Source organism: Rhizobium skierniewicense, from assembly GCF_014196515.1.
Classification (GTDB): domain Bacteria; phylum Pseudomonadota; class Alphaproteobacteria; order Rhizobiales; family Rhizobiaceae; genus Agrobacterium; species Agrobacterium skierniewicense.
The window spans coordinates 110,505-130,489 of record NZ_JACIDV010000008.1 but is presented as its reverse complement, the minus strand read 5'-3'; the positions used below and the strand labels follow the sequence as shown (position 1 = coordinate 130,489).

Annotated in this window: 21 protein-coding genes and 2 pseudogenes; 11 read left to right on the top strand and 12 right to left on the bottom strand. The window is 56.8% G+C overall.

All coding sequences use genetic code 11. From position 1 onward, the window contains the following. The first annotated feature begins 12 nt into the window (after positions 1–12). Positions 13–2,688 (top strand): DNA ligase D, encoded by a 2,676-nt coding sequence (ligD, locus tag GGQ73_RS14485; RefSeq protein ID WP_183896905.1) that lies wholly within the window; start codon positions 13–15, stop codon positions 2,686–2,688. Positions 2,689–2,847: 159 nt separating this feature from the next. On the opposite strand, the gene GGQ73_RS14480 is transcribed toward ligD, so the two are convergent. Then, positions 2,848–3,810, bottom strand: coding sequence for a LysR family transcriptional regulator (locus GGQ73_RS14480; RefSeq protein WP_183896904.1), 963 nt, complete (start codon positions 3,808–3,810; stop codon positions 2,848–2,850). Positions 3,811–3,896: 86 nt separating this feature from the next. Between GGQ73_RS14480 and GGQ73_RS14475 the strand changes: the two genes are divergently transcribed. Continuing rightward, positions 3,897–4,763: an aldo/keto reductase family oxidoreductase gene (locus tag GGQ73_RS14475; RefSeq protein ID WP_183896903.1), complete on the top strand. Its 867-nt coding sequence runs from the start codon at positions 3,897–3,899 to the stop codon at positions 4,761–4,763. 82 nt (positions 4,764–4,845) lie between these two features. Beyond that, positions 4,846–5,061, top strand: a pseudogene (locus GGQ73_RS14470) (hypothetical protein); the annotation flags it as partial. Positions 5,062–5,067: 6 nt separating this feature from the next. Here the strand turns inward: GGQ73_RS14470 and ku (GGQ73_RS14465) are convergent. Next, the gene (gene ku / locus GGQ73_RS14465; RefSeq protein ID WP_183896901.1) at positions 5,068–5,877 is read right to left on the bottom strand and encodes a non-homologous end joining protein Ku; all 810 of its coding nucleotides are present in this window, start codon (positions 5,875–5,877) and stop codon (positions 5,068–5,070) included. Between the two features lie 12 nt (positions 5,878–5,889). Continuing rightward, on the bottom strand, positions 5,890–6,786 hold the full coding sequence (gene ku, locus GGQ73_RS14460; RefSeq protein WP_183896900.1) for a non-homologous end joining protein Ku: 897 nt from the start codon (positions 6,784–6,786) through the stop codon (positions 5,890–5,892). A 199-nt stretch (positions 6,787–6,985) separates the two neighbouring features. Between ku (GGQ73_RS14460) and GGQ73_RS14455 the strand changes: the two genes are divergently transcribed. Genes GGQ73_RS14455 through GGQ73_RS14445 form a run of 3 tightly spaced genes read left to right on the top strand, consistent with a single transcriptional unit; the run spans position 6,986 to position 8,193 of the window. Beyond that, a complete protein-coding gene (locus tag GGQ73_RS14455) occupies positions 6,986–7,162 on the top strand; it encodes a hypothetical protein (protein ID WP_183896899.1) in 177 nt (58 codons plus the stop codon). Positions 7,163–7,171: 9 nt separating this feature from the next. Further along, a complete protein-coding gene (gene xth / locus GGQ73_RS14450; RefSeq protein ID WP_045232572.1) occupies positions 7,172–7,972 on the top strand; it encodes an exodeoxyribonuclease III in 801 nt (266 codons plus the stop codon). Beyond that, positions 7,969–8,193, top strand: coding sequence for a hypothetical protein (locus tag GGQ73_RS14445; protein ID WP_183896898.1), 225 nt, complete (start codon positions 7,969–7,971; stop codon positions 8,191–8,193). Before xth ends, GGQ73_RS14445 begins: the two co-directional genes overlap by 4 nt. A gap of 49 nt (positions 8,194–8,242) precedes the next feature. Here GGQ73_RS14445 and budC read toward each other — a convergent pair whose 3' ends face one another. Further along, positions 8,243–9,004, bottom strand: a complete 762-nt coding sequence (budC, locus tag GGQ73_RS14440; RefSeq protein WP_183896897.1) for a meso-2,3-butanediol dehydrogenase — start codon at positions 9,002–9,004, stop codon at positions 8,243–8,245. A 187-nt stretch (positions 9,005–9,191) separates the two neighbouring features. Here budC and GGQ73_RS14435 point away from each other — a divergent pair, with 187 nt between their 5' ends. Together GGQ73_RS14435 and GGQ73_RS14430 are read left to right on the top strand one after the other, a co-directional pair. Continuing rightward, a complete protein-coding gene (locus GGQ73_RS14435) occupies positions 9,192–9,986 on the top strand; it encodes an alpha/beta hydrolase (RefSeq protein ID WP_234910974.1) in 795 nt (264 codons plus the stop codon). Positions 9,987–10,172: 186 nt separating this feature from the next. Beyond that, on the top strand, positions 10,173–10,967 hold the full coding sequence (locus tag GGQ73_RS14430; protein WP_183896984.1) for an SDR family oxidoreductase: 795 nt from the start codon (positions 10,173–10,175) through the stop codon (positions 10,965–10,967). Between the two features lie 45 nt (positions 10,968–11,012). Here the strand turns inward: GGQ73_RS14430 and corA are convergent, their stop codons facing one another. From corA to GGQ73_RS14415, 3 genes are all read right to left on the bottom strand, one after another. Beyond that, complete coding sequence (corA, locus tag GGQ73_RS14425; RefSeq protein WP_113494176.1) at positions 11,013–11,978, bottom strand: magnesium/cobalt transporter CorA; 966 nt, start codon at positions 11,976–11,978, stop codon at positions 11,013–11,015. A gap of 119 nt (positions 11,979–12,097) precedes the next feature. Beyond that, complete coding sequence (locus tag GGQ73_RS14420; RefSeq protein ID WP_183896896.1) at positions 12,098–12,334, bottom strand: DUF6894 family protein; 237 nt, start codon at positions 12,332–12,334, stop codon at positions 12,098–12,100. A gap of 174 nt (positions 12,335–12,508) precedes the next feature. Further along, a complete protein-coding gene (locus tag GGQ73_RS14415) occupies positions 12,509–13,399 on the bottom strand; it encodes a LysR family transcriptional regulator (RefSeq protein WP_183896895.1) in 891 nt (296 codons plus the stop codon). A 98-nt stretch (positions 13,400–13,497) separates the two neighbouring features. Between GGQ73_RS14415 and GGQ73_RS14410 the strand changes: the two genes are divergently transcribed. Beyond that, positions 13,498–14,601: an aldo/keto reductase gene (locus tag GGQ73_RS14410; protein ID WP_183896894.1), complete on the top strand. Its 1,104-nt coding sequence runs from the start codon at positions 13,498–13,500 to the stop codon at positions 14,599–14,601. Between the two features lie 83 nt (positions 14,602–14,684). Here the strand turns inward: GGQ73_RS14410 and GGQ73_RS14405 are convergent, their stop codons facing one another. The 4 genes and pseudogenes from GGQ73_RS14405 to GGQ73_RS14395 all read right to left on the bottom strand — a co-directional run bounded on the left by GGQ73_RS14405 (position 14,685) and on the right by GGQ73_RS14395 (position 17,374). Then, positions 14,685–14,978: a PRC-barrel domain-containing protein gene (locus GGQ73_RS14405; protein WP_183896893.1), complete on the bottom strand. Its 294-nt coding sequence runs from the start codon at positions 14,976–14,978 to the stop codon at positions 14,685–14,687. A 143-nt stretch (positions 14,979–15,121) separates the two neighbouring features. Beyond that, a complete protein-coding gene (locus tag GGQ73_RS23350) occupies positions 15,122–15,451 on the bottom strand; it encodes a GCG_CRPN prefix-to-repeats domain-containing protein (RefSeq protein WP_252094042.1) in 330 nt (109 codons plus the stop codon). Positions 15,452–15,747: 296 nt separating this feature from the next. Next, positions 15,748–16,380, bottom strand: a complete 633-nt coding sequence (locus GGQ73_RS14400) for a hypothetical protein (protein ID WP_113494171.1) — start codon at positions 16,378–16,380, stop codon at positions 15,748–15,750. 77 nt (positions 16,381–16,457) lie between these two features. Further along, positions 16,458–17,374: pseudogene (locus GGQ73_RS14395) on the bottom strand (LysR family transcriptional regulator). 91 nt (positions 17,375–17,465) lie between these two features. On the opposite strand from GGQ73_RS14395, the gene GGQ73_RS14390 reads away from it, so the two are divergent. Together GGQ73_RS14390 and GGQ73_RS14385 are read left to right on the top strand one after the other, a co-directional pair. Further along, the gene (locus GGQ73_RS14390) at positions 17,466–18,482 is read left to right on the top strand and encodes an NADP-dependent oxidoreductase (protein ID WP_183896892.1); all 1,017 of its coding nucleotides are present in this window, start codon (positions 17,466–17,468) and stop codon (positions 18,480–18,482) included. 158 nt (positions 18,483–18,640) lie between these two features. Beyond that, entirely contained in the window at positions 18,641–18,997 is a 357-nt protein-coding gene (locus tag GGQ73_RS14385; protein ID WP_183896891.1) for a cupin domain-containing protein, read from the top strand. A 46-nt stretch (positions 18,998–19,043) separates the two neighbouring features. Here GGQ73_RS14385 and GGQ73_RS14380 read toward each other — a convergent pair whose 3' ends face one another. Then, positions 19,044–19,934: a LysR family transcriptional regulator gene (locus tag GGQ73_RS14380; protein ID WP_183896890.1), complete on the bottom strand. Its 891-nt coding sequence runs from the start codon at positions 19,932–19,934 to the stop codon at positions 19,044–19,046. Positions 19,935–19,985: the final 51 nt, after the last annotated feature.

The following is a 19,985-nucleotide window of genomic DNA, read 5'->3' as shown; positions in this document are numbered from 1 at the left end:
GGGGTGGATGCCATGGCCGACAATCTCAGCAAGTACCGATCCAAACGCGATTTCAAGCAGACGTTGGAGCCAAGCGGAGAGGTCGAAGTCAAGGCGTCCAACCGTCGCCGCTTCGTCATCCAGAAGCATGACGCGACACGGCTGCATTATGATCTTCGTATCGAGCTCGATGGTGTCTTTAAATCCTGGGCTGTGACCAGAGGTCCTTCTCTCGATCCTGGTGACAAGCGGCTTGCCGTGGAGGTCGAAGACCACCCCCTAGACTATGGCGATTTCGAGGGAACGATACCGAAGGGTCAGTATGGCGGCGGCACAGTCATGCTGTGGGATCGCGGCTACTGGGAGCCCGAGGGCAACAAGACCCCCGAGGAGGCACTGGCGAAGGGTGATTTCAAGTTCACTTTGGAAGGTGGTCGAGTGCATGGAAGCTTTGTTTTAGTGAGGATGCGCAACGACCGCGACGGCGGCAAGCGCACCAACTGGCTGCTGATCAAACACCGCGACGATTATGCAGTTGACGATAACGGAGCAGCCGTACTGGATGACAATCTGACGTCCGTCGCTTCCGGTAGAACCATGGAGGCAATCGCCGCTGGCAAAGGGAAAAAGCCCGAGCCATTTATGACGCGAGGCGATACGGTTAAGGCAGACGCAGTGTGGGACAGCAATGAGGGTCTTGCCGCCGAGGAGCGCAAGGCTGGCACGAAGACTTTGCCGAAGAAAAGGTCGGCTCGACCAAAGGCAGCCAAGTCAACCAACGCTGAAACGGCGATGCCAAACTTTATCGCCCCGCAACTCTGCGAGAGCCTGACACGTCCACCCGCGGGCAAAGGCTGGATCCACGAGATCAAATTCGACGGCTACCGGGTGCAGATGCGCGTCGCTGGAGGTGAGGTGACGTTGAAGACCCGCAAAGGTCTGGATTGGACATCCAAATGGCCTGCGATTGCGGAGGCGGCGTCGGCGCTTCCTGACTGCATCATTGATGGTGAGATCTGCGCGCTCGACGAGCGAGGTGCACCCGACTTCGCGGCTTTGCAGGCAGCACTCTCTGAAGGGACGACCGACGATCTTGTCTATTTCGCGTTCGATCTGCTGTTTGATGGTGACGAGGATTTAAGAAAGCTTCCCCTGACGGAGCGAAAGTCGCGTTTGGAAACCTTAATGTCCGATGCGCGCGAGGATCCTCGCCTGAGGTTTGTCGAACACTTCGAGACGGGCGGCGACGCCGTGCTGAAGTCGGCATGCCGTCTATCGCTCGAGGGTATCGTCTCCAAGGAGGCAGATGCTCCTTACGCGTCCGGCCGGACGAAGACATGGGCGAAATCCAAATGTCGCGCTGGTCATGAAGTGGTCATCGGCGCCTATGCCAAGACCAATGGAAAATTTCGATCACTGCTGGTTGGCGTCTTCAGCGGCAAGCACTTCGTCTATGTCGGGCGTGTCGGTACAGGGTATAGCGCGAAGACGATCCAACAACTTCTGCCGAAGCTTCAAGAGATAGAAGCGGCCAAATCTCCATTCACAGGAATAGGGGCACCCAAGACGTCAGACGATATCGTCTGGCTCAAACCCGAGCTCGTCGCCGAGATCGAATTCGCCGGATGGACCGCGGACGGCCAGGTTCGACAGGGCGCGTTCAAGGGGCTGCGCGAAGACAAGCCTGCTGCGGAGGTGGAAGCCGAAGAGCCCGCGACGCCATCGGATGTGGATGTCCCTGATCCCGAGACCGAAAAGCCACCACCCAAGCGTTCCCGGTGGGGCGCAAAGGAAGAGGTCATGGGCGTCATGATCTCAAGCCCCAACAAGGCGCTCTGGCCAGACGCGGATGACAAAAAGCCTGTCACCAAGGTTGACCTCGCCCAGTACCACGAGGCTGTCGGAGCGTGGATGATCGACTATATCAAAGGTCGGCCATGCTCGATCCTTCGTTGCCCTGATGGAATTGGTGGCGAACAATTCTTCCAGCGCCATGCCATGCCAGGAACGTCGAACCTTCTGGAGCTCGTGACGGTCTTTGGTGACAAGAAGCCCTATCTACAGATAGATCGCGTCGAAGGACTTGCCGCCATTGCCCAAATCGGCGGGATCGAGCTTCACCCCTGGAATTGCCTGCCAGATCAGCCCGAGATTCCGGGAAGGCTGGTATTCGATCTCGATCCAGGCCCGAACGTTGAGTTCGCAGCAGTCGTCGAATCCGCGCGCGAGATCCGTGATCGGCTGGAAGAACTGGGCCTTGTCAGTTTTTGCAAGACAACAGGCGGCAAGGGTTTGCACGTCGTGACTCCACTCGCAGCATCCAGGGGTAAGAAGCTGAGCTGGGACGAGGCAAAGGCTTTCGCGCATGACGTCTGCCAAGATATGGCGCGGGAAAATCCGGATCTGTACCTCATCAAGATGGCGAAGAACCAACGGGAAGGAAGGATATTCCTCGACTATCTCCGCAACGACCGCATGGCCACTGCCGTCGCGCCGCTCTCTCCCAGAGCACGTAGAGGAGCGATGGTTTCGATGCCTTTGACCTGGACGCAGGTGAGGGCTGACCTCGATCCAACGCGCTTTACCGTCAGGACAGTTCCGGGGCTGTTGAAGAAAAGCACGGCTTGGCAGGACTACAATGAGGGCCACCGGTCGCTGGAGCAGGCGATCAAGCGGCTTGGGAAGAAGGCGCATGTGGTCAGACAATGATTATGACGCAGCGGCTCCTGGAATTTTATGACCGAACGATTGACGCATCCACTTCGTTTCGTCTCGATGTCCGTTTGATTTGGACGGTGTCAGCCAAGTAACTGAGAGAGAACAGCTTTTTCCATGTTGTGTTTGAGGTGGCTAAGTCGTCTGTCATAGTCATTGGCCTAACTGCAAATCTTTCCCTGTATCCTTTTTGATTTGCCGCACGAAGTCGATAAACGCGCGCAAAGGCGCAGGCACAAGCCGCCGTCCGGAATAATATAGGAACGGGCCGGGAAACCGTAGCCACCAGTCTTCCATCACCGGCACCAGATCACCACTATCGAAATGTGGCCTCAGCCAGTCCTCGAAAATGTAAATCACACCGGAACCGGCAACCGCGGCGTCGATGCCAAGATCGGTGCCGCCGCCGAATTGGACGACGAGGTTGCCTTTTGGATTAATGAGGACCTCTTCCCCGTTCCGTTCGAACTCCCACGGAGGTATGGCGCGCCTTGAAAATCGGCCGAGAATGCATTCATGCGAGAGCAGGTCTTTCGGGTGTTGTGGCGTGCCTTTTCTTACAAGATACTCCGGCGAGGCGGCAAGGGCGAAGCGCTGCTGGCGCGGGCCGATCGGCAGGGCGACCATATCCTGTTCCAGCCTTTCATCGTAACGAATGCCGGCATCGCAGCCGCTCTGGATAATGTCGACGAAACTCTCATCGGTGACAATTTCCAGCCGGATGTCCGGATAGGCCGCAAGGAATGGAGGCACGATCTTAGGCAGTACCAGCTTTGCCGCACTCATCGGCACATTTAGCCTAAGCTCCCCCGATGTGCGGCCGCGGCTGCTTTTGACCTCGTTCAGCGCCGAGGCCACCTCTGCGAATGCGGGTGCGGTGCGCTCCAGCAGGAGACGCCCCGCATCCGTCATCAGCACGCTCCTTGTGGTACGGTTGAACAGTCGCACCCCAAGCTCGTCTTCCAGCCGTTTCACCGCATCGCTCAACGCCGAGGAACTGATGCCGCTTTCGCGTGCCGCCTGCCGAAACCCCTTGGATCGAGCCACCAGTAGAAACGCATTCAGATCCGTTAAATCTGCCACCCCGTTCTCCCAATACCCGTCGCCATTGTCCATGCTGCCGGACAACCTGTCCGGATCATATCGTCTTGTCGCACATATGCCACCTGACTTATATTCCAGCAACACAATGGAGACCGGCGATGAGCACTATTACAACTTCAGGAACATTCAAGATTGGCGACCACTTGGTGCGCCGTTTGGGCTATGGCGCTATGCAGCTTGCTGGCAAAGGCGTTTTCGGTCCTCCGCGTGATCGTGCAGAGGCCTTAGCCGTGCTGCGTGAGGCTGTGGAAAGCGGCGTCAACCACATCGACACCAGCGATTTTTACGGCCCGCATGTAACCAACGAAATCATACGCGAGGCGTTGCATCCTTACGCCAGCGACCTCCTGATCGTCACCAAGGTCGGCGCGAGCAGAGGTGCGGACGCATCCTGGAAACCGGCATTTTCACGCGCGGAACTGACACAGGCCGTACATGACAACCTGCGCAATCTCGGGCTTGATGTGGTCGACGTCGTCAATCTGCGCGCCATGTTCGACGTGCACGGCCCTGCGGAAGGTTCATTGGACGAAGCACTCGAGGTGCTGGCGGATTTGAAGCAACAGGGTCTGATCCGGCATGTCGGTCTTTCCAATGTCACGGCAAAGCAGATCGAGGATGCCGGAAAGATCACGGACATCGTTTGCGTGCAAAACCAGTACAATCTTGCGCATCGCAACGACGACGCCTTGATCGAAGCGCTCGCTGCCCGAGGTGTCGCCTATGTGCCGTTCTTCCCGCTCGGCGGCTTCTCGCCTCTGCAATCCTCCACCCTGTCCGATGTGGCGACAAAGCTCAACGCCACGCCGATGCAGGTGGCGCTTGCCTGGCTTCTCCAGCGATCGCCAAACATTCTCCTCATCCCCGGCACCTCGTCACGCGGCCATCTGCGAGAAAACCTCGCAGCAGCGACGATCGAGCTCCCCTCGGAGGCACTGTCGGAGCTGGAGAAGGTTGCTGCCTGACATCGCTTGTAGAACTCGGAGCGCCGCGAACTGCGGAGCTTCATGGCTGCGTCAAGACAATTCCACCAGGGCGTTGAGGAAGGCGCCGCGCTCTCCACGCGCACGTCATGGAGAGACCTTGTCGATGCCTTTGAACCGGACTCAGGTGAGGGCAGACCTCGATCCCACGCGCTTCACCGTCAGGACTGTTCCAGGCCTTTTTTATGAGAGCACGGCCTGGCAGGATTACAATGAGGGCCAAAGGTCGCTGGAGCAGGCGATCAAGCGACTGAACAAAGCCCGGAAGGCGTCTGCCTGACGGGCTTTATTTTGCGCGTGTTTCTGCAGCGACCGATTTCTTGAGCGCGTCCATGATGTTGATGACGTTGCTTGGCTTGGAAGGAGACGCAGGGGCCTTCGTTTTGGCACGGGTTGGCTTCTTCTGCTGTTTCTTCTTTTCCTTGATGATGTCGAGCAGGCGGTCCTGCACAGGATCCACGACCATCTTCGCGTCCCATGGCTTCGTCTGCTTTTTGATGAGCTTTTGGATAAGTGGCATCATGTCGGCATCGGGCTCTTCATCGGCGATACCATCGAAATAGCTGTTTTCGTCTCGCACCTCGTCACCATACCGCAGCGTCCACAAGACAATTCCCTTGCCGCGCGGTTCCAGCATGACGGCGCGTTCCCGGCGCGAAATCACTAGCCTCGAAATTCCAACCATGTCCTGCGATGCCATAGCGTCACGGATCACGGAGAACGCCTCCTGCGCGATTTTCTCATTCGGAGACAGATAGTATGGTGTATCGAGCCATATCCATTCGATGGTGTCTCGTTTCGTGAACGTTGAAATATCAATCGTCCGGGTGCTATCCAGTGCAACGTTTTCGAGCTCTTCGTCTTCAAGGATGACGTAGTCGTTTTCGCCACGTTCGTAACCCTTGACCTCGTTTTCTTCCTTCACGTCCTTGCCTGTAACGGAATCCACGTAGTGACTGACCACGCGATTGTTGGTGGCGCGGTTCAGCGTGTGAAACCGCACCTTCTCGCTTTCCGACGTCGCGGGCATCATCTGAACGGCGCAGTTGACGAGGGAGAGCTTCAGGTAACCCTTCCAATAGGGGCGGACAGTCATGATGATCTCCTCTTAACCGGCGCGACGGGTCGGTGCGACCGTCGCCTTTGCTTTGGTCGCTGCCTTTTTAGGTTTTGCAGTTTCTTCGCCAGCGTTGGCGTTGGCAGCGGTCCGTTTTGACTTGTTTTTCTTGGCGTCGAGGCCCGCGCTCTGACGCAGGGCCTGCAATAGATCGACGGACTTGGCGGCCGGGGCGGCTTTCTTCTTTGGAAGCGATCGCCCCTCAATCTTCGCCTTGACGAGTTCTGCTACAGCCTCCTCATACCGATCATCGAAGGTGCTGGCGTCGAAGCTGCCCTTCTTTTTTGCGATGATCAGTTCGGCAATCTCGAGCAATTCGGGATCGCTTTTGACATCCGGCTGATCCTCGAAGGCTTCCTGCGACGATCGAACCTCGTAGTCGAAGTTGAGAGTGGAAGCGATGAGGCCCTTGCCATGTGGGCGGATGAGGACGGTGCGGAGGCGGCGGAACAGCACGGTCCGTGCGATAGCCGCAACCTTGGCCTCCTTCATGCCGTCGCGAAGCAGAACATAGGCTTCCGTACCCGTCTTGTCTGGCGTCAGATAATAGGGCTTGTCGAAATACACGGTGTCGATGTCAGAACAGGGAACGAAGGATTCGATCGTTAGCGTCTTGTCGCTATCGGGGACGGCGGCCGCGACTTCCTCCGGTTCAAGAACGATGTATTGTCCGTTCTCGGTCTCATAGCCTTTGACTTGGTCTTCCCGTTCGACGGGGTCTCCGGTTTCACTATCGATGAACTCGCGCTTGACCCGATTTCCGGTCGCTCTGTTGAGCGTGTTGAAAGCGACACGGTCCGACGCCGATGCGGCGGTGTAAAGCGCCACCGCGCATGACACTTCGCCGAACTTGATGAAACCTTTCCAGTTTGCTCTCGGGGAACTCATGATACGCGCACTCCTCACACAACCAACGCGGTTCAACCGAATCAGTGCGCGAATCGTTCCTTGCTAAAACGAATCGTTTTTCAATGACTTAGGCGCATGCGGCCTCCCGTTTTGCGAGTCTGTCTTAGGTCGCTGATTCGAATGCATCTTTTGACAGCGGGGCGCGTTTTCCTTGCACAGCAACCAAAAGGAAGATTTGATGACCAAGCGAGAATTGATCGATACCGGCACAGACAAGCGTTACGTCCGCCGCGATGAAGACGGGAAGTTCAAGGAGAGCGTCGATGTCTCCCGTTCGCTTTCGGCCGATGCGCGCCATGACGCAAAGAATGATACGAAGTCAGGCGAGGGCGACAAAGGTGATCGCAATCGCTGACATATTTCGGTGAAGCTCGCCACTTATAACGTCAATGGTATCAATGGTCGCCTCGACATCCTCCTTCGTTGGTTGGATGAGGCACGACCTGATGTCGTTTGTCTGCAAGAACTGAAAGCACCGCCCAACAAATTTCCACGCAAAGAGCTGGAACGCGCAGGATATGGTGCGATCTGGCACGGCCAAAAATCATGGAATGGTGTCGCTATCCTTGCACGAGGTCAGGAGCCGCTTGAGACAAGGCGGGGGCTGCCCGGTGATCCGGAAGACAGCCAAAGTCGCTACATCGAGGCTGTCATCGACGGAATGGTTGTTGGATGCCTCTACCTACCCAACGGCAATCCAGTCCCAGGGCCGAAGTTCCAATACAAACTAGACTGGTTTCAGCGACTGCATTCCTACGCGGACGAACTGCTCGAGCTCGAGGTTCCCGTAGCTCTCGTCGGCGATTTCAACGTCATGCCGACCGATCTCGATGTCTACAAACCTGAGCGGTGGATAGACGACGCGCTGTTCCGGCCCGAGGTCAAAGCAGCTTATACGAATCTGGTGGCCCAAGGCTGGACGGATGCGGTTCGGCATTTCCATCCGAACGAACGCGTCTACACCTTCTGGGCATATTTTAGGAACGCATTCGTCCGTGACGCCGGACTTCGGATTGACCACTTTCTACTAAGTCCTGACCTCGCAAAGAAGCTGACAAAAGCCGTCGTTGACAAGCATGTCCGTGGCTGGGAGCACACCAGCGATCACGCGCCAGTCTGGATTGAACTTACTGAAAAACCCGTCAAACAAAGGAGAGAGAAATGACCGATGATTGGAAACGTGAGGTTCGCTCCAAGCTCGAAGAACTGGTCGATGGTCTCGTTGTAAACGGCGTCAGTTATGAGGACGCTTGCAGTGTCATTATCGTGGAGGTCAACAGCATGTTGGTCGCTCATGAGCATGATCCAGATCCTGCAGATGATGATGTGATCGAAGAGCCGGCCAACGACTGGCCGGCGGCAGAAGAGAAACGACCTGTAGATTAGAGTTTTGTGGCGGCCCCGGAGGATAATTCCTCAGGGGCCGTTCGACTTCCTATTGAGGCGGCTGACCGTTAGACGCCGACATTCCACCGTCGACAGGCAGGTTGACGCCTGTCACGAACCGAGCGTCGTCACTCGCGAGAAATGCGATCACCGCCGCAACGTCTTCTGGTTCGCCAGGCCCCCTGAGCGCGAAGCGCTCGTTGAACTTCGCGATGAGCTTGTCGTCATCCATCATGTCTTCGGTCATCCCGGTGCGCGTCAGGCTCGGGCACACTGCGTTGACCCTGATGCCGTCCTTGCCATGGTCCATCGCCATCGCCCGCGTGAGGTTGGTAATGGCACCTTTGGCGGCATTGTAGGCTGCCATGCCCCAGTCGCCACCCGTGCCGGATACGGAGCTGACGTTGATGATGGAGCCCCGCGACGACTTCAGATGTGGGATGGCCGCACGGCTGGCGTAGAAGACGCCATCCACATCTGTCGCCATGACCGTGCGCCAATCATCTGTGGTGAGGGTACCGACGTCGCCTTGGGCGACAACACCTGCATTGTTGACAAGAACATCCAGGCGCCCGAACTTTTCGACCGTCCGAGAAATCAGGTCTCTCACGTCACCGTCATTCGATATGTCAGCCTCGGCGAGCAGAACCCGATCTTCAGCATAGGGTTTGGCGACGCCCTCGAGCTTTGCCTTCGTGCGGCCGACCAGGGTCACCATCGCGCCCTCGCTGAGGAAACGCTCCGCCGTTGCCTTGCCTATTCCTGAACCAGCGCCAGTCACGACGACAACCTTGTCTGCAAATCGCTGCATTGAAATCTCCTTGAATGTGCTGTGGTGCCTATTCTGAAACGGGACATGTGCGGGGTTGTTCCCGGCGCAGAGGTCTTGGCGATTGGAGGCAGACAAATGGCAATAACGAGATTGTCAGTGGCGGCGTAGCTGTGGACCGGAACGAACGTTCCGAGTGAAAGTTGAGGGGATGCAACAGGAAAGTCCCATGACGCCCTCCAATCTCGCCGCCATCTTCTCCCTAATCGTCATATTTATTGGCGCAATCTATGTCGCCGCAAGTCCAGGTGCTGTGATGGCTGCGGAAACAGGACCCCAAATGGTGTCGCCTAAGGTCGACCCTGCTGCCAAACCCTTCCAGATGGTACGGGCAGAGAGCGCCTCCAAATCGACCGCTTCTCGAGTAGGAACGCGTGCGGATCATCTCGTGATCCTGTTCCACGGCATCCGAGGACGAGGGTCGGTGATGGAAGCGCTCAGGAACTCCTGGCAGGCGACGCTGCCGGACACAGTATTTGTTGCGCCAGACGCGCCGTTTGCGCACAAGTCAGGTGGTCGTCAATGGTTTGCAGTCGATGACCAGATCATGCGCCCCGAGCGGATAGACGCCGCGCGCCGAGCGTTCGACAGGGTGGTCTCTGAGATCGTCAAACGTGAGGGATTCGAAGACGCACTGGACCGAGTGGCGTTCATCGGGGTCTCGCAAGGCGCCATCATGGCGCTGGATGGAGTGGCATCGGGTCGTTGGAAGGTCGGCGCTCTCGTCACCTTTGCAGGTCTGTTGGCTCTGCCGCCGACGTCATCTTCAGCACGAACAGATATTCTGATGATGCATGGTGCAGAGGATAAGACAATTCCGCCGTCGGCGACAACTGTCGCGTCTGGCCAACTGCGATCGGCAGGCTTCACGGTGACGTCCAAAATCTATCCTGGGGTCGGTCACACAATATCGTCGGAGGAGGCAAGGGATGCCGTCATCTTCCTTCGCGAAGGCTTCAAATAGCGGTATGGCGATGTACGTTCAACCTCCATTTCTTAACTGGTTATTCAGGCGCGGGTCGACAAGTTGGGCCAACAGGAGTGTAAGACCATGAACAATGCTGACCTATAGTCTGGACCAGCACCATTGATGTCGCAGCTTAGAACATCGCGCATCTCGAATTGCCATTCATACTTTGAGGATTTACTTATGCCCAGACTCGAGGGGAAAACCGCACTCGTAACCGGGGCTGCGCGCGGCATCGGCGCCGCTATCTCACACGCTTTCGCTGACGAAGCGGCAAATGTCATTGTCACTGACATCGACGTGGAAGGTGGCCGGGATCTAGCAAAGGCAATCGGAGCGACGTTCGTCCGACTTGATGTTTCCTCGGAAAACGATTGGATGGAGATTGCCCGTCAGTTCCCGAGGATTGACGTGATTGTCAACAATGCCGGGATTACTGGGTTCGAGGCACCAGTCGACAGCCTTCCGCCTGCTCATGATCCGGAAAACGCTGAACTTTCCGATTGGCGTGCCGTTCATGCTGTGAATTTGGATGGGACTTTCCTCGGTTGCCGTTATGCCATCAGGGCCATGCGGGAAAATGGTGCGGGTTCAATCATCAATATCTCGTCCCGCTCGGGCTTGGTTGGAATCCCGATGGCTGCGGCCTATGCCTCATCCAAAGCGGCAGTTCGCAACCACACCAAGAGCGTCGCTCTCTATTGCGCTAGTCAAAATCTGAACATCCGCTGTAACTCGATCCACCCGGCTGCGGTGATGACCCCGATGTGGGAGCCGATGCTAGGCACAGGCCCGGATCGCAAGGACCGCGAGGCCGCTTTGGTCAGGGACACACCAATGCGCCGTTTTGGTAGGCCGGAAGAAGTCGCTGCGCTGGCTGTGTTGCTGGCTTCCGACGAAGCCGCCTATATGACTGGAGCCGAATTGACCATTGATGGCGGCATTCTTACCGGATCAGCCGCGGCGCCGGGGAGCTAAAAAAGTGACAGCGCCTGACTGTCGGCCGGTTGCAGGCCAACTGGACTATAGCCACCGTGCTCGTTTGAAGCGGTAATACAGAATGCCGCAGAGAACGAGAATGACAGCCAGAACGACGTAATACCCGTATTGCGACTTCAACTCGGGCATGTTCTCAAAGTTCATGCCGTAAATCCCAGCGATTGCCGTCGGTACTGCCAGGATCGCTGCCCATGCGGCGAGCTGTCGCGTAATTGCGCCTTGCCGCTGTTGCTCCAGAAGATTCGCTGCCTCGAATACGGATGTCACGATATCACGCAACCCGATCACCATGTTTTCGACACGCCGAACATGATCGTGGACGTCCTTGAAGAACGGCCTGGCGTTGTTGTCGACGCAGGGCAATTCAAGGTGGGCGAGCTTGCTGGCAACTTCAGCCATCGGGCCCATCACCCTCTGGAATTTGATGACCTGCCGACGCATTCGGAAGATCCTGCGGATCTGCTCCGGCTCAAGGAAGGAAACGAGAACGTGCTTTTCGATCTCCAGAACCCGGTCTTCTATCGTTTCGACCAAGGGGAGATAACCATCGACGATGAAATCGAGAATGCCGTGGAGAACGTAATCGGGACCATGCGAGAGAAGCTGCGGTGCCTGCTCCAGTTGTTCGCGCAGTTTCTGGTGTGATCGTGCCGACCCATGCCGCACGGTGATGACATGGTTTTGACCGACAAAGATACAGGTCTCGCCATAGGCGATCCTGTCGTTTTCGAGATACGCGGTCTTGGCGACGACGAATAGCTGGTCGCCATAAATATCGACCTTCGGCACCTGCTTGCCATTCAGCGCGTCGTCGACAGACAAGGAATGGAGCCCAAACATCGTCTTTAGAGATGCCATTTCCTCGACTGTTGGATCGGTCAGCCCGATCCATACGAACTCGTTGGCGTTCGCGTCGAAGGGCTGCGAAGAGAGTTCGACTACATCAGCGCGTTTACCGTTGCGATAGAGATAGGATGCGACGATTGTCATCTTTGTCCGATATGCTTCGAGGACTGGAGGGAAGATATTTGACTTCAAGGAACGAATACACGCCAAGCCGACCGGGAGGTAGCGAAGAGAGCCGTTTAGCCGAGGATTTAAGCTATTTCCTACTGAAACCTCAAGACTGACGAGACGGGTATGACGGCGATCAGGTGACCATCGGCGCGAACGACCTCAAAGCTGGTGTGGCTGATGATGTCTCCGAATATTATTTTTTCGGCAAGTGTTTCCCTCGCTGCCTGAAGCGCTTCTCTTATGGCCTGATCGTCACCTGAAAGCACCGCGCCTTCAAAATCGATGGAAAGGGTGTCTGCTTCCCTGACGTGGAAGAAGTACCTTGGCATTTCGAATTCCGATTTTTTTCCCGTACATTAACGGTGAGCAACGGACCGAGAGACCACATTGTTCCAGACCCTACATAGTCTTCGGGCGCAGACTGTCGGCGTGCCGATATGTAAAAAGTTTGAACGGTTCGAGCTGGCGGTCATTCGTTTATACAATGAGCAAATATGCAAGCTTCATCCGACCTTGAGTGAAGCGATGAGTGCCCTCAAGGCTGATGGCGATTGCCTGCGACTGGGATGGTACAGGTAAAATCCGGGGTAGCTGGGACACCAGTCCTTCAAGACCTGGACGAGGGTCCCCGCAGCGATCTCCTCAGCGACGTCATGCTCCATGATATAACCCAGTCCCGCACCTGCACGAACGGCAGCCGCCGGCAGATCGCCATCATTGGCGACCAAAGGGCCGCTGGTGCGGATATTGATCTCCTTGCCGTCCTTCTCGAATTCCCAGGGCAGTAGTCCGCCTGAGGTCGTCAGCCGGTATCCGATACAGGCGTGGCGTTCCAGGTCATAGGGGGTCAACGGCGGAGGATAGCGTTTGAAATAGGATGGCGTTCCCACCACCACCGTCCTTAAATCCGGCCCAAGCTTCACAGCGACCATGTCCTTGGCGACGGCTTCTCCCAGTCGAATGCCCGCATCGAAACCGGCTGTGACGATATCCGTCAGGCCATCATCGATATTGACCTCCACCCGGACATCCGGATTGGCCAGCAAGAAGGCTGGCAGTTTCGGCAGAAGCACCATTCGTGCCGCATAGGCGAAGGTGGTTATCCTGACCGTACCGGAAGGATTGTCGCGCCACTCCGCCAGCGCTTCCAGCCCGCTTTCAATATTGGCGAGCGCCGGATTGAGCGATTGCAGCAGCCTCTCGCCCGGTTCGGTCGGCGCGACACTGCGCGTCGTGCGCGACAAAAGCCGGACGCCCAGCCGCTCCTCCAGCCCGCGCATCGCATGGCTCAGCGCAGAGGGTGACATGCCGAGAATGGCGGCGGCGCGGGTAAAGCTGCGCTCGCGCGCCACCGCCGCGAAGGCCAGGAAATCATTGAGTTCGTTTCGTTCCATTCATGCACTGTGCTCACAAGTTCATGCTGCTATCAATGGCTTATTCTGTGGGACGCTTGTCGTTACATCCTGTTGCACAACAACGATGGAGAACACCGATGGATCTCACCAGTTACCGCACACTCGGCAAATCCGGCCTGATCGTCAGCCCGCTGGCGCTTGGCACCATGACCTTCGGTGCGGAACGCTGGGGTGCCGGAGACGAAACCTCGCGCGCGCTTTTTAATGCCTATGTCGAAGCCGGTGGCAATTTCATCGACACGGCGGATGTCTATTCCGCTGGCCAAAGCGAGGAGATGCTTGGCACATTTGTGTCGGACAGCGGCACGCGTGATCGGTTGGTCATTGCCACCAAATCCGGCTTTCCACGCGGGCAGGGCACGCCCTTATGGGGTGGCAACGGTGCCAAGAACATCCGCATGGGTGTGGAAGGCTCGTTGAAGCGGCTGAAAACCGATTACATCGACATGTACTGGATGCATGTGTGGGACCGCACGACGCCAGCAGAAGAGGTTCTTCAGACGCTGACCGATGCGATCCGTGCTGGCAAAATCCTGCATTACGGTTTTTCCAACACACCTGCCTGGTATGTCGCAAAGGTAGCAACGCTTGCGGAAGCGCACGGCCTACCCAAGCCAATCGGTTTGCAATACGCCTATTCGCTGATCGATCGTGGCGTAGAGCTGGACCTTCTTCCGGCAGGTGCCGAGTTCGGTTTGGGTATGGTGCCATGGAGCCCACTTGCGGCTGGGCTGCTGACGGGAAAATACGGTCGCGAAAAAATCAGCGAAGCCAGCCGTGCGCCCGGCCTGCCGGACCGAGCCGGTCCTGTTACCGAAGGTGAAAGCGATGGACGCCTTAATGGTGACAATCCGTTCGGCGGCATGCTGTTCACAAACCGTAACTTTGATATCGTCGATGTTCTGAAGACTGTGGCGTCAGAGGTTGGTCGTTCGCCTGCGGAAGTGGCGCTTGCCTGGGTAGCGAAACGCCCTGGCGTCTCCTCAGTGCTGATCGGCGCCAGCCGGATAGAGCAACTCACCCAAAACATCGCCTCGCTCGACATTGTGCTGAAGGATGAACATATGCAACGGCTGGAAAAAGCGACGGCGCTGCCCGTGCTCAATCCCTATTTTATTTTTCAGATGCCGACTGAAATGGTCTTTGGTGGACAGCAGGTGCGTGGATGGGGAGCGAGCTAAGCAGGTACGGCGTCTTGTAATCTTCTGATATTCGGAGGGAGTTAGATTTAGGGCCCGGTCTTTGCGACCGGGCCGTGGCTACATCAGTGATGATGTTCCGGCATGTCTTTCAATTGGTCTTTCGTCCAGGAAGTGACGGCATGAACATCGCCGTCCTCATCTCGCATGAAATCGAGGTCGCTGAGGGAGACCGCTACCGGCTTTGCGCCAATTCCGAGGAACCCGCCGACGTCGATAATGACCTGGCCGCCTGTTCCGCCATGCACGTGATCAACCTTTCCAACCTTATGGTCATCTGCGCCATATACGGTTGCACCTTCCAGAATTTCTGGGGTCAGCTCTGTCGGCGATAGGCGAACGTGATTCGTATGATCCATTGGTTTTCCTCCTTGCTGGATGATCACGTAACGGCATCACGCGCCTCTGGTTCCTTAATTGGGAAAAGCTTTAACTGACCCCTGACGAACGGCTCTTCTGACGCTCTCACGGAATGTGTTTATATTCGCGAGAGGATCCGGCATTACCATCTGTAGTCGCGATACTCATGTCGCCCACGCCATTCCCGTTGGTCATAGTAATCGCGGCGTTCTCGCCATTCGCGTCTATCGCGCCATTCGCGTCTGGCTTCCCAGCGGTCACGTCTATCCCACCGATCGCGATACTCGCGTGGAGGGCCGTTTGGTCGGCAATAGCCACGTGGGGAAAGGTGGAAGCCGCGTCCGCAAGCGTAGTCGACCTTCTGAACGTCTGAGGCCAAGGGAACCGATGGATGAACTGACGGCATCGCGTTGGCGACGTTGGCAAGCAGACTACCTAGAATTATTCCCGCGCTGAAAATTATCTTGCGCATCTCTCGTCACTCCGTTGAGGGTGATGTGATTTAGCGACCTGCACGGTGAACCATGCCTGAATGAACTTTGACGTTTTCGTGGCGTTGTCAGGTGAGCGATTTCCGAATGCGGCCAAAGCGCGACTGGACCATATTCCGAACCAGACATCGCCAGGGAGGTGAAACTGGTGCCTATTTTCGGGGTATTCTACGCCAGTGTTCTACAGCCTGGCATCTGTCGGTAAGTTTGAAAGGTTCGCGTACGTTCAGGATGCTTAAGCCCAACTGACTGACGCGGTATTGAGCTATGAACAGATCTAGCGAAGCAGTCCGTCAACGTCGAACTCTTCCCAGCCGCCAAGCTTGGGGGCCGAATCCTTGGCGCCGTCTTCCGACGTCATAGACTTTTTTGCAGCCTCTTTCTTGAGCGACCGCGTCAACTTCGCCTGATACGTAGCCCGCTGCCGCTTTTCGGCTTTCGCCTCGGCATCCTCCACACGCCATTCTTCCGCGGCTCCTCTGTCGAGAAGATCCTCCACCACCTTGGGGTCGAACACATGGAACGTAATCTGACGAGCGCGTCCGTTCAGTCTGACGGTCCTCGTACCGGCGCTCGGCAGACGACCGTCTGCAAGCCAACGATGTCGCTCGCTAGTCTTGATCGTAAGGATGTCCTCGATTTCTCGCGGGATGACCGGCATTGCTCCGGCTTCCGCCACCACTTTCGCGACGATAGCCGCTGCCGCGTTGAATGCGGTCTTTTCGTTAGCCGCCATCGCCAGTGTGAGATCGACGCCTTCCAGCGAGATCGACTTTTTAGAGATCGCTGGCAGCCTTGCTTGTATTTCCTGAAGAACGCCGTTCGCCCGAACGGCCGACCCCATTGTTACCGTGGCTGGCAGGGTCCATGTCCTGATCAGTTCGATCTCATCTTTTTCACGCTTCGGCATGTCACACAAATGGTGGCTCATCTCTTCCAAGTCAACGAGCCTGTTGACGGCAGACGAGGAACTGAAACTGATCTTGCTTATCTCTCCCTCTTACCGAAACTCTCCATCAAGATGCTCAGGAAGGCTCTCACAGCGGGGTTGGTCCGGCGGCTTTCCGGCCAAACGGCTGTGATGTTGTGACGTTCGCAAGAGAAATCGGATAGGACAGGGATCAGTTGACCACGGGCTACCCATGGCGCTGCCATGAAGCTCGTCGCCATTCCTATTCCCGCTCCCGCTGCGATCGTTGCTAAGACAGCCTCGCTCGCATCGACGATGATTGCCGACGACGGTATGATCTCGATTTCTCGCTCTTTGAGTTGGAACGACCAGCGAAATAACTGCCCAGTGCTCTGATAGCGCAGGTTGACCGTCTGGTGCTCCTGAAGATGATCGGGAGGGTTGGCGCACCATTCGTGGCCAGATACTCCGGGGAGGCGTAGCAGCAAAGCAGATGCGGAGAAAGTTTCCGTGATAGAAGCTGGGAGTCGTGAAGGTCGCCGATGCGAACAGCCAGATCTATTCCCTCTTCGATGAGGTCAACCCTCTGATCATTCAGTCTGAGATCGATCGAAACCTTTGGATGACGTGCGCGAAACCTGGGCAGCAAAGGTGCGATGACATGCAGACCTATCGGCAGAGAAGCGGCAATGCGCAACGTTCCCGCCGGTTCGGAGCGCGCGGCCTTTGCGGCCTGCTCGATGTCCTCAGCATCCCGCAGCAGCCGCAATGCGCGTTCATGCAGGTCACGTCCTTCATTGGTGAGGGTAATAGATCGCGTCGTTCGGGTGAACAGCGAAACGCCAAGGTGGCTTTCCAGTCGCTGGACGCTTTTACTGACCGCTGACGGCGAGATGGCAAGCGACCGCGCTGCCGCCGTATAGCTGCCCAGCGATCCGGCGCGCGCAAAGGCGATCAAGCCGGTCAACCGTTCGATGCCAATTTGTTCCTTCATGGCACTATTAAAGCGAATTGAAGCGCCATTATCAATCGTAAAGGATGCGCGTACATCTGGTCAGCGAAATCTCAATTTGAAAGAGTTCGATATGACCGAGATGATGAAAGCAGTCCGCCTGCACGAATTTGGTGGCGCAGAGGTCCTGCGTTACGAAGAGGCTCCGCGGCCTGTTGCCGAACAGGGCGAAGTCCTTGTCCGGGTGCGTGCGGCAAGTCTCAATCCCCCTGATCTTTATCTGCGGGACGGCTATCGTGCGCTTCCGCCGGAGTGGCGACCCAGCCCTGTCTTTCCACTGATCTTGGGCACAGACATCTCCGGTATCGTCACCGCAGTCGGGAACGATGTCCAAGCATTCGGCGTCGGGGACGAGGTCTATGGAATGGTGCGATTCCCCCACGACCTCATGACCGGCAGCAATGCCTATGCCGACTATGTCAACGTCCCGGCCTCGGATCTCGCACTGAAGCCTAAAGGTATCGATCACGTGCAGGCCGCCGCCGCTCCAATGTCGCTGCTGACGGCATGGCAGTTTCTCGTAGAGCGTGGCCACGATAAACCCAACCCGTTCCAGAGCTTCAACCATGCACCGGCTCCGCTCGAGGGAAAGACCGTGCTGGTGAATGGCGCTGCCGGTGGGGTCGGACACCTGATGGTTCAGGTGGCAAAATGGAAAGGCGCCCGCGTGATTGCAGTTGCTTCCGGAAGGCACGAGGCGCTTCTTGCCGATCTCGGCGCAGACGCATTTATCGACTACACCAAACAGTCAGCCGAGACGGTCATGCGAGATGTCGATTTGGTGATCGACGCGGTGGGCGGCTCCAACATGGAGCGCTTCCTGAATGTCATAAAAAAAGGTGGTGCGCTCTATCTGGTCAATCCTCTCGGCTTTTCCGGCCATGAAGAGGCCCAACGACGCGGCATTGTCGTCTCAACGGCTCAGGTGCGCTCCAATGGTGCACAATTGGCACAGGCGGGTCGTCTGCTAGATGACGGCACGATCCGGGTGGTGATCGACAGTACGTTCCCAATGGCTGAGGCCTCCGCTGCCCATGACAGGGCAGGGCGGGGAAGCATGCAGGGGAAGGTCGTCCTCATCAACGAATGACGACGTTCCGCTCTGGAAAAGGTTTCCGCGATCTGAAGCCTTTTCCGCAACCATTTTGCAGGAACCCGTCGTGCTTGCACGATCGTTCAATACCCAGTTCGACGTCCAGTGTAACTGTTGGGCTGAGCGGTTGCTTTCAAGCCAACAAAGGATAGCAAATGGAATCCATCAATCTCGATGAGAAGCTTAGCCTGTTTTCAGGTCACTGGGACCCGCATGTGATCGCCGATTACAACGAGAACGATGTGATGGTCGTGAAGTTCAAGGGCGAATATCCGTTCCACAAGCATGACACGACTGATGACTTTTTCCTTGTGTTGGAAGGAGAGATGGAGCTCGACATCGAAGGCGAGCCGTCTCGAACAGTGAGAGCCGGCGAGCTGATTGTCGTTCCCAAGGGCGTGGTACATCGACCACGGGCTAGAGATGAGGTGAAGGTGCTCTTGATAGAACCGAAGGGCGAACCGAACTCAGGCGATTCGGGGCGCGCACCAGCGCTCAAAACTCGTCTCTGAATAGGCTGCTTTCGCTTGGATATGCCATGCGGTGTCGACGCCGACGTCAGCTCAAATAGGCAGCGAGTTCTTCCGGGGTGCCTTGCGGAAAAGCCTTTTTAAGATAATCGAGAAAGGCTGATACGCGCGCGCTGAGCAGACGCCGCGAAGGATAGAGCGCCCAAAGCGCCGTTTCGGCGCCTTCGACATCGCCCCAGTGGTTGAGACGACCGGAGGCGATGTCTTTGCTGACCAAAGAAAGCGGAAGCCGTGCGACGCCCGCACCCATCAAGACCGCATCCCGCAGCATCGTGTTCGACGACATGCCAAGCACCGGCGTGGTCGCAAGCTTTGCAGACCCTGAATCCGTAACGACAGTCCAGGTGTCTGGCTTGCCGATCAAACTGCGAACCACTGATGGCACTGCCTTATCCGGCTCCGGCCAGGCGAGGCCTGGAGCAGCGACAATGACCTGTCGGTCACGCAGAAAGGGCCGACCAACGAGGTTGATATCGGGTTGAGGATTGACGCGGATGACAAGATCGTAAGCCTCCTCGATCATATCCACGGTACGATCTTCCACGACGATCTCGACCCGCATCTCGGGATGTTTCAGCACAAAGCCTGCCGCCAGCTTTCCCAAGGCTGCCTGTGCAAACATGAGCGGCGCGCTGATGCGCAGACGTCCACGTGGTGACACCCCCCCTGACGCGATAGCAGTTGCGGTTTCTTCTAGCTCCGTCAGCAGTTGCGTAGTCCGCTCGAAGAGGGCTCGACCTTCTTCCGTCAGCTTCAAGTCCCGTGCTCCCCTTTCGAAAAGCCGAAGATCGAGGCTCGCCTCAAGATCGGCGACGCGTCGGGATAGTGTGGCTTTCGGTCGCCCGGCATTGCGCGCTGCTTTGCCAAACCCGCCATGCCGAGCAACGAGATTGAAATCCGCCAGTGCGAGCAAATCCATGTGTTCCACCTGTGAGATGATGCGTCCAGAAATGATGTCTATTTGAGGAAA